We start from the raw sequence: 13,637 nt of genomic DNA, 5'->3' as shown, positions 1-13,637 counted from the left end.
ATTACCCTACGCAGCGAAGGACGGTTCGACGAATCACTAAACTTGCCCCTAGTGATAAATAGAACAGGAATTGTAACATCGGTGTAATCATCAGTATCTGGCTGTAAGGTAAGCTAATTAAGCAACTGATAGCAAAAGCGTTAAACGCCGGTGCAAAACTCAGCAACTGGAGATCCTGCTGGTCCAGTTGTTCAAGTCTCAGTAATGGCTTTGGTTGACAAACTTTCAGGATATAAATGAATAAGCTAACAAAGAGTAGTGTACCAATCGCCCCCACTTCCCACAGCAGCATACTCAGGGAGGTCGAGTCGAGAATTAAGTTGTAGATAATATTCAAAAATCCCGGCGACACCGTACTACCACTGTTAGTGGCGTTGAGTCCGTAGCCAAATAACGTTCCTGAAAGCCCCCACAGATCGTTATTTTTCAACCAGAACAGGAACGTCGTAAAGCGCCCTAATTCACCGGTAGACATAATGTAGTTCGGATCAAAGATATAGCTTAAGGAGTCGATAAAAATACTTAACGAGCTTTTCGATGGATCACCACCGAACGCCGTAGAATAATAGTACGCGAGGATCACAATCGACAGGCTAATGAGCAACAGCATTCCCGCCACAATAACCAATAACGTTTTCAGATTAACCTTACTAACGTCTTTGACGTAGCTCGGTGAGAGCCACACCCACGCCAGGAATATTGGCGATAGCAGGATGACAAACTTCACTTCACCAATTATGCATAAACCGATACCGAGAACAATATGCAGCGCCATGGATTTGAACGTGGTGAGCCCATGCTTATATTCGGAGACTTTTAACAACATAATTAACAGGCAAAACAGCCCCATTGCGGCAGTATTCCCGCCCCCCATGGGGTCACCGCCAAACGTGCCAACCACGGAGTCCCATTTCTCATCTTCGCCGCGCAACGCAACGCGCTGGGGAACGACTAGTAAAACCTGATAAATCATTACCGGGATCTGCGCGTAAAAAACCCAGTACAGATAGCGTGTTACACGATAAATCTGCGACTCCCGGCAAAACCCTAGCAGCAAACAGATCATCACCAGCGACAATGCAATTTCGTTTTTAAATGCCACAATCGCGACGGTGATCCCGCCCTGAATCAACGTCGATGTCCCAGCCAGTACCAGGAACGAGAAATACAACGCCAGAACAATCGTCTCCTGCGCATCCAGTTGCAGCGAGCCATCACGCGTCTGCATCACCAATAATCCCACCATCAATAAGGTGAGGAAAAAAGGTATCCACAGCACTGACTGCATACCGGTAAAGTATTGCACCAAGCCACACAGGATCAGCGTGACAAAAGTATAAACCTGTAAATAGTATCCGGTATTCAGTGTCATATTATCACCGGCTTGTCTTTCAGGAGATTGGCTCGCTTATTCATTTTCAGATAAATGAAGGCGTAGCGAATAAATGTCAGTGAAGAAAACAAGATGACCGACGTTGCATAATCTTTATAAAAATAGGGCGTCACGACAAAAGCGAATAGTACAATCGCCAGCTGTTCCAGTTGGATACGCAGAAAATAGCGATGGGAACCAAAAATAAGTTCTATCACCGTCAGAGGGCTTATCGCCAGCGCAGGGAATAAATAGGGCAACATGTAGCGCGACGTCTCAATGGAGTTAATCCAGTCTTCGCTAAAACCGAGGCGCATCACAATCGGATAGAAAATAAAAACCCCAAGGGTACAGATAACCCCTAGTACCAGCAATAGCATACGTACCTTGGTATATTCCTGATAGTTAAAGGTATTATTTCTGAAGTCGATAGACCACTTGGAAAAAATAGTATTGCGTACCGCGTTGCCGATGATCACCACCGGTGCCAGGCAAAAGCGGCTAACCACGGAAAAATAACCCGCCGTCAGCGCCGAGAACCAAAAGTTAATCAGCATAATCGGCAAATTGCTGCTGGCCATCGCCAGCACTTCCGCACTGCCCACTTTGGTAATGTGATGAATATTCTGTTTGAAAAAATGCCAATTACTGGCGGGTCGCAGATGTCTGGCTGCCACTGAACGAATATCAAACGAATGCAAAATACAGCTTATGGTCAGCGCCATCGTCGCGCAGGCCCACGACCAATAAAACAGCTGTACATAATGCGTAACCAGAACCGAAAGTAATACCACCACTGAAACAGAAATACGCTGGAAAATCAGAAAACGAAAGTTGGCCGTGCGTAGCGACAGGTTTTCCGAGATCAAAACCCACGCCGTTGCCAGCGTCAGCAAATAGAGAAACAGGATGTTCTGGTGAAACAGCCACGCGGTGAGCACGGCGTAAGGTAAGGCAATGATCGTGCTTTGGATCAGGCAAAACACAACATTCTGTACCAGTTCGTCATCCTGCTGTTTAGGAATTAACAGCTGTGATGCAAAGGTACATACCTGAGCGCCCACCACGGCGATACTGTAGTTGAGCGCATAAAGCCCCACCTCAGCCATATCGTACTTGTGTGAAATCAACCAAATAGACAGTGCACCAATCAGCTGCGAGATGACTGATGAACCGGCTATCGTGGAAGCGCTCTTCAGTAGACTCATACGCGGCCTGGCGTGGTCATCAGTTGATCGGTACTGAAGTTCAGTGAACGCAGACCTTCTTGCGTCTCAAGATCTTTTTCTTCAACCGCATTAAGTACCGCGCCAATTACCACGCCGTTATTTTCTTCCAGCTTATCCAGCGCGTTGGCGATTTGCCCGGCGGACCCCGTCCCGGCTTTCACAATGAAAATCACCCCATCAACGGCGCGTTTAATCAGTTGAACATCCTGACTCTGATTCACAGCAGCGACATCAATAATAATGCGCTGATAGTGCGATTTCAGTTCACGCATTAAGGGCTCAACGTGCCCCGACGACAGCATCAGTAAAGAAGAGATGGTTGTCTTGCCGTGCGGAATAAAATCGAGATGATCACTGAGCGTAATCCGCGCCTTTTCAAGCTGAACCTCCCCGCGCAACAGTTCCGCCAAACCTGCGGATGTTGCCGACGCCAGTTCAGAAGAGAGCCCGTCAGTGTTAAAGAAATCCGCATCAATAAGCAGTGTTTTCTGGTCGAAACTAAAAGAGTTAGCTAACAGATTCGCCAACAAAGAACGCCCATCACCGTGCTCTGTCGACGCCACGGCAAGCGTCTGTAAAGGTCGATTATCCAGCATAATCCGGGTACGGATACCGTGCACAATATCGGCATTCAGCGGGTTCTTCATGATCATGTCCCGCACCTGCGCGCGCCCTGAGGTTCCGCTAAAACGACGGATTTCACCCAGCGGAGCAACATTGAGCCGTTTTTTCATGCGACTGAGAGTACCGATTGAGTTATCCATTGCCGCTTTAACAATGAAATACATGATGCTGAACACCACCACCAGCATGACCACCATCAGCAACAGCAAAGATTTATTCGGTTTCGCCGGTTTTAACGCGGGTGCCGCAGGGTCGTATAACACCGCATCAGCATTCACACCGGACAGCGACAGCTCTTGAGTACGTTGATAAAGCGATTTATACAGGTCTTCCATTTTATCTAACGACAGCTTTTGACTGTTCCAGGCATCCCGTTTTGACGCCATTTTCTGGAAGATCTCTTTCTGCTCAGTCACCTGCTGTTGATAGTTTTTTTCGTCCGCCAGCGCCGCCAGATATTGCTGGCGTAAACCGACTTTCAGCTCACCCAATACTCGTCCAGTCTGGTTTTGGATCGACTGAACATCGGCCTCTGCTTTTAAAATGGCGGGATTTTTTGGCCCGTAGACTTTACGCTGTTCGGACAACGTTCGTTGCGCCTGAATCAACGCAATGCGCAAATCCTGGATCTGAGCATGATTAGAGACCGAAGGCAGCGAGATAACGCTCTCAATGGACTTACCTCCCCCGTTCACCTCGTTATAGACGGATTCAGCGGCAACCCGACGCTGAGTTGCATCGGCCAGGCGATTGGTTACGATACTTAGCTGCTCGGTTTCAAAACCATCGATTCCACGGAAGGTCAGCAGCCCGGCATTTTTCAGATAGTTGTCCATCTCGTCTTTTTGCTTAGCTATCGACGTCTGAATCTCTTCCATTTTTTCAAAATTCAGTTCACGAGCTTGCTCCACTTTCAGACGCTTCTGCTCCACCGTGTAGTTGATGAAAGCCTGCGCGACGCCATTCGCAATGTCAGCCGCAACCTGTGGGGACGTTGATTCATAGGTAATAGACGCCAGGTTCGTCGTACGAATACCAATGACATTCAGATTTTTCGCCAGCGTTTTCAGCGCTTGTTCCATTCTCAGTTGCCGACTTTCATTGCTATCAGCCCCCCGAGCACCGGCTTTTTCCCCGGTAAACTCCGGGTTTTCATCCAGCTTCATATCACGTATGGCTTTCTCCAGCACAATACGTGAATGCATCAACGCATATTGTGTTTCGTAGTAACCACTACGCGTTGAATCGAAACCATCAACCTGTGGAAACGGAGAAACGTTATCAGCTTGCGCCTTAATCAGCACCGTCGCCGTTGAAACATACTTTGAGGACATCATGCTGATTAATGGATACGCGACGACCCCAGCAACGATACCGGCCAGCGCGATTTTCCAGGCGTTCTTTTTCAGCTCTTTGGCAAAGCGGGAGAATTCGACACTGCTTTCTCGTTTTTTGCCGTTTTCCACTATAGATAGTTTCATCGTTAGAAGAACCCCATGCCAATAATCACGACATCCCCTGGATGAACAGAGTGCGTTAAATCGACATTCTCAAGCAGCTGATTGCTACCCGACAGACGAATGTTGATATCTTGACGGTCCGCACGGTCTGTAAACCCACCCGCCTGCGCAATAGACTTCTCGACGGTAAGCCCTGGCTCATAGGCGAAGCCATTTGGACTTTTCACCTCGCCTGAAACATAGTATTTGCGGAACTCGGCAATGCTCACCGTCACCATCGGAGTGGTAAAATAATCTCCGGTCAGGCGTTGAGTTAATTCTTTTGTCACTTGATCAACGGTTTTATCTTGTAATTTAAGAGCACCAACAAATGGGAAATTAATTTCCCCACTCTTATCCAAAATAAACCGCATCGTCATATCGGGTTGACCATGAACAGCGATATTGACCGTATCCCCCGCTCCAAGTCGGTAATCCTGCTGAACAGTAGCAGGATCGTCCATTAATCGCGGGCTGGACGTTGTGCATCCGACCAACAGGATACTGAAAAGCAAAACCGCGCACAGTTCTATTATTTTCATTTTAGATCTGAACCTTAGCTTTAAGCATAATCATAGAATTATCATAACCCAACGTTCTAATGACTTCCTGATTGTCGTTGGGACCGATATAAAACGAGTCAGTATCCCTATTCGAATTTAATGTATCTATCTGATATTTAATCTCAAAATTAACCGACGGCGTATAGTCATAGCTCATGGTTACGCTAAACACACCATCTTTATCAAGTCGATCCTTGTTCTGTTTTTTATAGTCTTCCGAAGTGAATGAGTAGTCCAATAAAGTAGAAAAACGAGTGCCTAACCAGAAATGCTGGTAAGAAAGGCCATACTGGGTCACTAAAATATATCCCCCAACTTCCGATGGGTCTTTAATGCTTTGCGCAGAGTGGGCCGTGAAAACAGATTGTTGTAATGGCTTCCACTCCGCTTTTATGTCCCAGTTTAGACCATTAAAATCATGCGAGTTTGCGTTGTTTTCAAATGTTTTATACAGCCATGAAATATTCATGTCGACATTGGTTTTCCCCGTCAACTGCGACTTCAGGCCATACAGCAAATAGTACTCATTAGTGTCTTTTTCTGAGTTGTTATCATAGCGACGCTGGTTAGTAATAAAACTATAGCGAAAGCGCGTTCTGGATGAGTATTGGTCAAAAACTTCCGCTATCAGGCTATTTTCATGCCATTCCTGTTCCTGAATATAATTGTAGAAGTCTTCACTGCTGTCCCGAACATCAGAAGTGTTACCGAAAGTCAGTTTTTTGTATAACAACGCCAGTTCCGCTTTGCCGCGACCATCAGGCGCACCATAGCTGTAGCGCAATTCACTATTGATAAAATTTGTCGTCAGCGGGGATTTAATCCCATATTGCTCAAATTGACTCGGTAGAAAACCCTCGGTGATGTCACGACCACGGGATTCATGCCCAAGCGAATCCTCCAGATTAAGGGTTAAACCATGCTTGAGCCCATAACGCCAGGCACCGTTAAAACGGAAAAAATGATCGTTGTAGTTATCAGCAGAATCGCTTGAGTAGTTACGGTAATCCCCGGAGTACATCAGCAAATACTTATCCTGACCACGCTCTCCACTCATACTCAGCACTGGCGCTGCACTCTGAAATGAGGAACCGATAGCATCATTGCTATGTGGCTGATAAGAGACGTTATCATTATAACCGTAGTCCACAGCAACCTTGCCCTGGAAGTCTATCCCCGCAAAGCCAATGTGTGATTTCGGTGTTAAATCAGCCCATGCGGACTGCGATATCACGATTCCGGTAATAACGAGTAATTTAGTATGCATTCTTACCGACAAATCCTTTGAAAATAGTTTTAATAATAATTTTTAAATCCAGCCATAACGACCAGTTTTGAATGTACTCAATATCGTACTGAACCCGTTTTTCCATCTTATAAAGCGCATCAATTTCCCCACGGAACCCGTTGATCTGCGCAAGCCCAGTGATCCCAGGCTTAACTTTATGGCGGATCATGTAATTTTCAACCTGTTTGCGGTACTGCTCATTATGCGTAACCGCATGAGGTCTGGGACCGACAATCGACATACTTCCCTGCAAAACGTTAATAAATTGCGGAAGTTCATCCAGCGAAGTGCGGCGTAAAAAGCTCCCGAATTTGGTTACCCGCGGATCGTTTTTCGTGGCCTGAATAACCGTATCGGAATTCTCCATGACGCGCATAGAACGAAACTTCCAGACCTTAATTTTTTGCCCGCTAAGACCATAGCGGTCCTGTTTGAAAAACACCGGCCCGCGGGACGTGAGTTTGATACCAATGGCAATAGCCAGCATCAGGGAGGAAATCATCACCATAATGATGCTGCCAAGAACCAGATCTTCCGCCCGCTTAATAAACGACCCCGCCCCTTCAAACGGTGAACTGAAGATACCGATAGTTTGCAGGTTGTGGATGGAGCGTAACTTGGACATGTTGTTACTATAAGTATAAAAGTCAGGGACAATATAGGTATCTACGGTGGTGTCAGACATCATCGCTAAAAAATGACGAATTCGGTGTAAAGCAACCATCGGTAAAGCGATGTAGATTTCGTCTATATTTCCCTGCCTGGCTTCCTCAACCAGATTGATCACCGGACCACGAAAGGGACTTTTAACTTTATCAACGATATCGCCACAGCGAGATAAGGCGCGCTCATCATAAAAAGCCAAATCTAATGTGATATTGGCGTATTCATTCATTAGCGCAGTTTCTGCAGCCAGACCATTGTCGGTCAGACCAATAATCGCCACGCGTATACTCTTTTTCGTTGAATACTTAAAAATAAAAAAGCGAATGTAGTAAAGAAAAGGTAATGGAATGAAGTACCAGTAAATAATGGCTGAATAAAACGGTGAAGGCAGTCTGTCTAAGTAGCCGAGTGATTCAGGCTCAGCCACCGTCATACTGACCAGTTCGTTAAAAAAAATCGCCAGCAGCGTACAAAAAACCAAGCGTTTTTGATTACGCAAACCGATCGTCTTAATCTTTTGCTGGTACATTTTAATGTATTCAGCAAACAGTAAGAAAAAGATCGAGAAGAGAAGACTCAAAATCGCAATGGTGTTAAAGGGCAGCAAACCCAACAGATGGGCGCTAAAAATTAACACCACATTGATAACAATGAAATCGACCAGTTTTAAAAAGACTGGATATCCTTGGCTGCTAATCTTTAGCGATTTTTTAAGCATATCTCAGCCCATTATTTATTGATCTTTAATTGTTTTTTTCTCATTTCATGTTGCTAATTATATCACAAGTCTAAAAAACGCAATGGTACATTGTCAGTAAATGTAAAAAATAATACTCATTACTGTGACAAACATCTCCAGAAAAATCGCATCTATATGATTTTAATACAAATAAAATCAATAACAGTTTTATCCACCTCAGCAAAAAAGATAATATTTAACAACATCATTGCTATTGACAGGTAACAATTCATGGTCTATGAAAAAGTGTTTTATGTATGATGAATTGCAAAAAATATTGTTTCATTGACGCTGAATCACCTTAGAGGTGCTGTTTAATACGGTAATTAAAATAAAAACAACTTCCTTAAGACAATATTTCAAATGACATTAATAATAAAGTTAATTACTTTTTATTATAATAAAATAACAAATATCATAATCACGAATATATCATACCGTAGCTCTTAAAAAGCGTACCCGAACCATCAGCCCACCCAATGTCTCACTACGTATTAACTGAGGATGCGTGCGATGTAGACGAGCAATATCATTAACCAGCGCCAGGCCGATCCCGGCGCCTGGGATATTGCCTACGTTATCAAGACGATGAAACGGTAGCAGAGCCTGATGAACCATCTGCTCGTCTATGCCCGGCCCACTATCTTCGACTACCAGCACCACGGCCTCTCCTTCTCGTTGCAGCCGGGCGGTCACTATCCCCTGCGTCGGCGTGTATTTCAGTGCGTTATCCAGCAGATTCCCACACAGTTCACCGAGCAGCACTTCATCTCCCTCGACCCACACCGCGTCCTGATCCCCTTCATAGCCCAGATCGATCCCTTTACTACGCGCCTGCGCCAGTCGGGTAAAACAGCTGGTTTGCACCACCTCATACAGATTAACCGGCGAGAAATGCCTTTCCCCTTGCTCTTTGCGCTTCACCGCAGACAACTGCAACAGCCTCTCTGTCAGTTGAATGGTGTTATCCAGCGTGCTACTCATAGCTTGTAAGCTCTCATACCATTGCCACGGCTCGGCGCTGGCGAGGGCCACCGATGCCTGAGTTTTCAGTACCGCCAGCGGCGTTTTAAGCTGATGGGAAGCATCCGCGCTGAAGCGCTCCTGGCGAGAGATCAGACCGCGAAGTCGGTCCAGATAACGGTTGAATGCAACAATCAGCAGACGGGTTTCCGACCACGGCAGCAACTCCGGCAGCGGCGTCAGCAGACCTGGCTCACGACGCACCATCAGCGATGACAGCTGGCGCATCGGGCGCAGCACCCGGCGCAGCAGCCAACCAACCAGCACCAGAGTCAGTAGTACCAACAGCCCTTGCGAAACCCACGAGGAAAACAACAGCTGTCGCGCCAGATAACGCCGCGATTGCAGCGTTTCGGCAACATAAATCTCCGCCATGCCAACAATGCCACCTTCGTTGACAGGCTGCAGTAGACGTGCCACACGGATTGCCTCACCGCGATATTCAGTGTGATAAAACCATGCCAGCGCCGGATAAAGCCGCGTGCGCGAGGTAGCAGGCGGCATCGCCGGTAAATCGTCATAACCAGAGATAACCTTCCCCGCCGGATCAACCACTTTGTAATACAGTCGGTCGTTCATATTCAATTCAAAGCTGTCCAGCACCACCCATGGCACATTCACTTCTAACTGTTTATTGCGCACCACCAGCCGCTCGGAGACGGTCCTGGCGGATGAAAGCAGCGTGCGGTCATACGCCTGGGTCGCCGCCTGTAGCGCACTGACATAGCTGTTAAATGCTGACAGGCCCCACAGCAACATTAGCGGCAGGCCCAAAAACATCAGCAGTTGCAGGTATAACGATTGGGGTTTAACCCACTTCATCACTACGCTCCAGCACATAGCCCAGACCCCGCAACGTGGCGATGCGCACATCACTTCCCTGTAGCTTTTTGCGCAAACGATGAATATACAGCTCAATGCTTTCAGGACTGACCTCATCACTCAGGCTGAAAACCTGCTCAAACAACTGCTGGCGTGAAACCGGTCGCAACCGACGGTACATCAGCACCGTCAACAGCGCCTGTTCGCGCGGCGTGAGCGCCAACGGCTGCCCCTGCAACAGAAAATATCCTTCATCGTGAAACGCCAGCTCCCCCAGTTGCTGGATGCCTTGCACCTGTCCCGCACTGCGACGCAGCAAGGCTCGCAACCGAGCATCCAACTCCTCGATCTCAAACGGTTTTGCCAGATAGTCATCGGCTCCGACGTTCAACCCTTTCACCCTATCGGCCACCGCGCTACGCGCCGTCAGCAGCAGGACAGGAAGCGTCTGCCCGCGTTTGCGCAGCCGCTTAACGACTTCCAGGCCATCCAGCCCCGGCATATTGATATCCAGCACCGCCAACGCGTATGTTTCACTATGTAAAAGGTGATCGGCCGCCAGTCCATCAAAAGCGCAGTCAACGGCAAAACCGTTTTGCACCAGCGCTTTCTCCAGCCAGTGAGCTAACTCACGGTTATCTTCCGCTAATAAGAGACGCATATCACATCCTGTAAAGTTTCTGCCGCATTGAAAGGGAATTGAAAGGTTAATGTTTTAACAATCACGCAACCGAACTGCTACACATCGGCTCACATAATCACAAAAATCTTCTTCCGTACCCGAAAATCCGGTTTTCCGGCGTGAGGATAAACAATGAAAAAACAGTTACTTCGTACCCTTACTGCAAGCATTTTACTGATGAGCACCTCTGTACTGGCCGAACAAGCGCCATCGCGCACTGAATGTATCGCCCCTGCTAAGCCCGGCGGCGGTTTCGATCTCACCTGTAAGTTGATTCAGGTGAGCATGATGGAAACCGGTGCTATCGAAAAACCGATGCGCGTGACCTATATGCCTGGCGGCGTTGGTGCCGTGGCCTATAACGCGATCGTCGCTCAACGCCCGGCTGAAGCGGGAACCGTGGTGGCCTTCTCCGGCGGCTCCCTGCTGAACCTGTCACAGGGTAAGTTTGGTCGCTACGGTGTGGATGATGTCCGCTGGCTGGCAAGTGTCGGCACCGACTACGGCATGATTGCCGTACGTCAGGATGCGCCATGGAAGACGCTGAAAGATCTGCTTACGGCAATGGAGAAAGACCCTAACAGCGTGGTCATTGGCGCAGGTGCTTCTATCGGTAGCCAGGACTGGATGAAGTCGGCGCTGCTGGCGCAAAAAGCCAATGTCGATCCGCATAAGATGCGCTATGTGGCTTTTGAAGGCGGTGGCGAACCGGTTACCGCATTGATGGGAAATCACGTACAGGTGGTTTCCGGCGATCTCAGTGAGATGGTGCCCTACCTCAGCGGCGACAAAATCCGCGTGCTCGCGGTATTCTCTGATGAACGCCTACCGGGCCAGTTAGCTAACGTGCCAACCGCCAAAGAGCAGGGTTATGACCTCGTGTGGCCTATCATTCGTGGCTTCTACGTTGGGCCAAAAGTCAGCGACGCTGAGTATCAGTGGTGGGTTGATGCCTTTAACAAACTCCAGCAGACCGATGAGTTTAAAAAACAACGCGATCTGCGCGGTCTGTTTGAGTTCAACATGAGCGGCAAACAGCTCGACGACTACGTGAAAAAACAGGTTACGGATTATCGTGAGCAGGCGAAAGCCTTCGGTCTGGCGAAGTAAACGCAGAGGCAAAGATGATGAGCGATCGTATTTTTGCAGGTATCTGGCTGTTGCTCTGCATAGCCGGGCTGTTCGTGGCCTGGCAAATCAGCAGCGAATACAGCTATGAACCCGTAGGGCCGCGTCCCTTCCCGCTGGGCATTATCAGTCTGATGTTGGTATGCGCCGTGGCGCTGCTGTTGCGCCATCCGGACACCATCAGTTGGCCCCGTCGCCACGTGCTGCAAAAGCTGCTGACGATGGTAATTGTTCTGTTGATGTACGCCTGGGGTTTTGAGTGGCTCGGTTTTCCCATCGCTACCGCCATTCTCACCGTGGTGATTGGCATGCTGTTCGGCGCAACCATCCCGGCTGCGGGTATTTCCGGCGCGGTGCTCGGCATTCTGCTGTGGTATGCCTTTGACCGACTGCTTGACGTCACCTTACCACTCGGCGCCTGGCTGGGTTAACGGAGAAACGATGGATACCTGGATTTATCTTTCTCAGGGTTTCGCGGTGGCAATGACGCCGGAAAACCTGGTCATCGCCTTGATAGGCTGTTTTGTAGGCACCATTGTGGGTTTGCTGCCTGGCCTTGGGCCAATCAACGGCGTGGCGATCTTGCTGCCGCTGGCCTTTGCTTTGCATCTGCCAGCAGAATCCGCGCTGATCCTGCTGGCTACGGTCTACATTGGCTGTGAATATGGCGGGCGCATCTCCTCCATCCTGCTGAATGTTCCCGGCGATGCGGCGGCGATTATGACCGCGCTGGATGGTTACCCGATGGCGCAGCAAGGACGCGGCGGCGTGGCGCTCTCTATCTCGGCGGTCAGCTCTTTCTTTGGTTCGCTTATCGCCATCGGCGGCATCATTCTGTTTGCCCCGGCGTTAGCCCAATGGTCGCTGGCCTTCGGTCCGGCAGAATACTTTGCCTTAATGGTTTTCGCCATTGCCTGTCTCGGCAGCATGATGGCGCAAAATCCGCTGAAATCATTTCTGGCAGCGCTTATCGGTCTCGGACTTGCGACCGTCGGCGTAGATGCCAACACCGGGGTTTATCGCTTTACTTTTGACAGTGTCCATCTCTCCGACGGTGTGCAGTTTATCGTAGTGGTGATTGGGCTGTTCTCTGTCTCTGAAATACTGTTAATGCTGGAACATACCAGCAGTGGCCAGACGCTGGTGCGTAAAACGGGCCGCATGTTGTTCAACGCCAAAGAAGGCGCACAGTGCGTAGGAGCCACCCTGCGTTCATCAGTGATTGGCTTTTTCGTCGGCGTTCTGCCTGGCGCTGGCGCCACCATTGCCAGTGCCATCACCTACATGACCGAGAAAAAGCTCAGCGGCAACAGCGACAGCTTTGGCAAGGGGGATATTCGTGGCGTAGCGGCACCAGAAGCCGCCAACAACGCCTCGGCCTGCGGCTCTTTCATCCCAATGCTGACGCTCGGCGTGCCGGGCTCCGGTACCACGGCGGTGATGATGGGCGCGCTGACGCTGTACAACATCACCCCGGGGCCGGCGATGTTCACTGAACAGCCGGATATCGTCTGGGGGCTGATTGCGGCGCTGCTGATCGCTAACGTAATGCTGCTGGTGATGAACATTCCACTGATCGGTCTGTTTACCCGCATGTTGACCATTCCGCTGTGGTTTTTGGTACCCGCTATTGCGGCAGTCTCCGCGGTAGGTGTGTACGCTGTCCACAGCACTACCTTCGATTTGGTGTTGATGGTCGCCCTCGGCGTGCTGGGCTACATTTTGCGTAAAATGCACTTCCCAATGTCGCCATTGATTCTGGGCTTCGTTCTCGGGGAAATGCTGGAGCAGAACCTGCGCCGGGCGTTGTCTATCAGTAACGGGAGTATGGATATTCTGTGGGCCAGCGGCGTGGCGAAAGTGCTGCTGGTGATGGCGGTACTGGTTATCGTGGTCCCGCCAGTGCTGCGCATGATCCGTAAACGCAACAGCAAACCGCAGGTGGATATCGGTTAGTAACGCGCCTTGTCCGGCCTACGATTAATCGCCACTGTAGGCCGGA

The 13,637-nt window shown here is 49.1% G+C and carries 11 protein-coding genes; 3 read left to right on the top strand and 8 right to left on the bottom strand.

Annotated features, from left to right (window positions below; all coding sequences use genetic code 11):
- Nucleotide 1: 1 nt before the first annotated feature.
- From OGX67_RS14780 to tctD, 8 genes are all read right to left on the bottom strand, one after another.
- A complete protein-coding gene (locus tag OGX67_RS14780) occupies nt 2–1,372 on the bottom strand; it encodes a capsular biosynthesis protein (RefSeq protein ID WP_257651591.1) in 1,371 nt (456 codons plus the stop codon).
- Nucleotides 1,369–2,580, bottom strand: coding sequence for a lipopolysaccharide biosynthesis protein (locus tag OGX67_RS14775; protein ID WP_003037176.1), 1,212 nt, complete (start codon nt 2,578–2,580; stop codon nt 1,369–1,371). The genes OGX67_RS14780 and OGX67_RS14775 overlap by 4 nt, the downstream gene beginning before the upstream one ends.
- On the bottom strand, nt 2,577–4,706 hold the full coding sequence (locus tag OGX67_RS14770; protein ID WP_204583335.1) for a GumC family protein: 2,130 nt from the start codon (nt 4,704–4,706) through the stop codon (nt 2,577–2,579). The genes OGX67_RS14775 and OGX67_RS14770 overlap by 4 nt, the downstream gene beginning before the upstream one ends.
- Before the next feature lie 2 nt (nt 4,707–4,708).
- Nucleotides 4,709–5,266, bottom strand: coding sequence for a polysaccharide biosynthesis/export family protein (locus OGX67_RS14765; protein ID WP_003037180.1), 558 nt, complete (start codon nt 5,264–5,266; stop codon nt 4,709–4,711).
- Between the two features lies 1 nt (nt 5,267).
- On the bottom strand, nt 5,268–6,554 hold the full coding sequence (locus OGX67_RS14760; protein WP_257651592.1) for an outer membrane beta-barrel protein: 1,287 nt from the start codon (nt 6,552–6,554) through the stop codon (nt 5,268–5,270).
- A complete protein-coding gene (locus OGX67_RS14755) occupies nt 6,544–7,959 on the bottom strand; it encodes an undecaprenyl-phosphate glucose phosphotransferase (protein ID WP_071696788.1) in 1,416 nt (471 codons plus the stop codon). Before OGX67_RS14755 ends, OGX67_RS14760 begins: the two co-directional genes overlap by 11 nt.
- A 453-nt stretch (nt 7,960–8,412) precedes the next feature.
- Nucleotides 8,413–9,825 carry a sensor histidine kinase gene (locus OGX67_RS14750; RefSeq protein WP_257651593.1) on the bottom strand — a complete coding sequence of 471 codons (1,413 nt, stop codon included), beginning with the start codon at nt 9,823–9,825 and terminating at the stop codon, nt 8,413–8,415.
- Complete coding sequence (tctD, locus tag OGX67_RS14745) at nt 9,812–10,486, bottom strand: transcriptional regulator TctD (protein WP_054528715.1); 675 nt, start codon at nt 10,484–10,486, stop codon at nt 9,812–9,814. The genes OGX67_RS14750 and tctD overlap by 14 nt, the downstream gene beginning before the upstream one ends.
- 153 nt (nt 10,487–10,639) lie before the next feature.
- Here tctD and OGX67_RS14740 point away from each other — a divergent pair, with 153 nt between their 5' ends.
- From OGX67_RS14740 to OGX67_RS14730, 3 genes are read left to right on the top strand one after another with little or no spacing between them, the layout of a single operon-like run.
- Nucleotides 10,640–11,617, top strand: a complete 978-nt coding sequence (locus tag OGX67_RS14740) for a Bug family tripartite tricarboxylate transporter substrate binding protein (protein ID WP_003839716.1) — start codon at nt 10,640–10,642, stop codon at nt 11,615–11,617.
- 14 nt (nt 11,618–11,631) lie between these two features.
- Nucleotides 11,632–12,066, top strand: coding sequence for a tripartite tricarboxylate transporter TctB family protein (locus OGX67_RS14735; protein WP_008321484.1), 435 nt, complete (start codon nt 11,632–11,634; stop codon nt 12,064–12,066).
- A 10-nt stretch (nt 12,067–12,076) separates the two neighbouring features.
- Entirely contained in the window at nt 12,077–13,591 is a 1,515-nt protein-coding gene (locus tag OGX67_RS14730) for a tripartite tricarboxylate transporter permease (RefSeq protein ID WP_003826025.1), read from the top strand.
- Nucleotides 13,592–13,637 lie beyond the last annotated feature (46 nt).

The sequence above is a fragment of the Citrobacter sp. Cf118 genome (assembly GCF_030334095.1).
GTDB classification, from domain to species: Bacteria; Pseudomonadota; Gammaproteobacteria; order Enterobacterales; family Enterobacteriaceae; genus Citrobacter; species Citrobacter freundii.
This window is presented reverse-complemented; position numbering and strand designations above follow the sequence as displayed.

Excerpts from the sequence above, each read along its gene's own strand:
- OGX67_RS14780 (WP_257651591.1), bottom strand. The coding sequence starts at position 1,372 with ATGACACTGAATACCGGATACTATTTACAGGTTTATACTTTTGTCACG.
- OGX67_RS14775 (WP_003037176.1), bottom strand. The coding sequence starts at position 2,580 with ATGAGTCTACTGAAGAGCGCTTCCACGATAGCCGGTTCATCAGTCATC.
- OGX67_RS14770 (WP_204583335.1), bottom strand. The coding sequence starts at position 4,706 with ATGAAACTATCTATAGTGGAAAACGGCAAAAAACGAGAAAGCAGTGTC.
- OGX67_RS14765 (WP_003037180.1), bottom strand. The coding sequence starts at position 5,266 with ATGAAAATAATAGAACTGTGCGCGGTTTTGCTTTTCAGTATCCTGTTG.
- OGX67_RS14760 (WP_257651592.1), bottom strand. The coding sequence starts at position 6,554 with ATGCATACTAAATTACTCGTTATTACCGGAATCGTGATATCGCAGTCC.
- OGX67_RS14755 (WP_071696788.1), bottom strand. The coding sequence starts at position 7,959 with ATGCTTAAAAAATCGCTAAAGATTAGCAGCCAAGGATATCCAGTCTTT.
- OGX67_RS14750 (WP_257651593.1), bottom strand. The coding sequence starts at position 9,825 with ATGAAGTGGGTTAAACCCCAATCGTTATACCTGCAACTGCTGATGTTT.
- tctD (WP_054528715.1), bottom strand. The coding sequence starts at position 10,486 with ATGCGTCTCTTATTAGCGGAAGATAACCGTGAGTTAGCTCACTGGCTG.
- OGX67_RS14740 (WP_003839716.1), top strand. The coding sequence starts at position 10,640 with ATGAAAAAACAGTTACTTCGTACCCTTACTGCAAGCATTTTACTGATG.
- OGX67_RS14735 (WP_008321484.1), top strand. The coding sequence starts at position 11,632 with ATGATGAGCGATCGTATTTTTGCAGGTATCTGGCTGTTGCTCTGCATA.
- OGX67_RS14730 (WP_003826025.1), top strand. The coding sequence starts at position 12,077 with ATGGATACCTGGATTTATCTTTCTCAGGGTTTCGCGGTGGCAATGACG.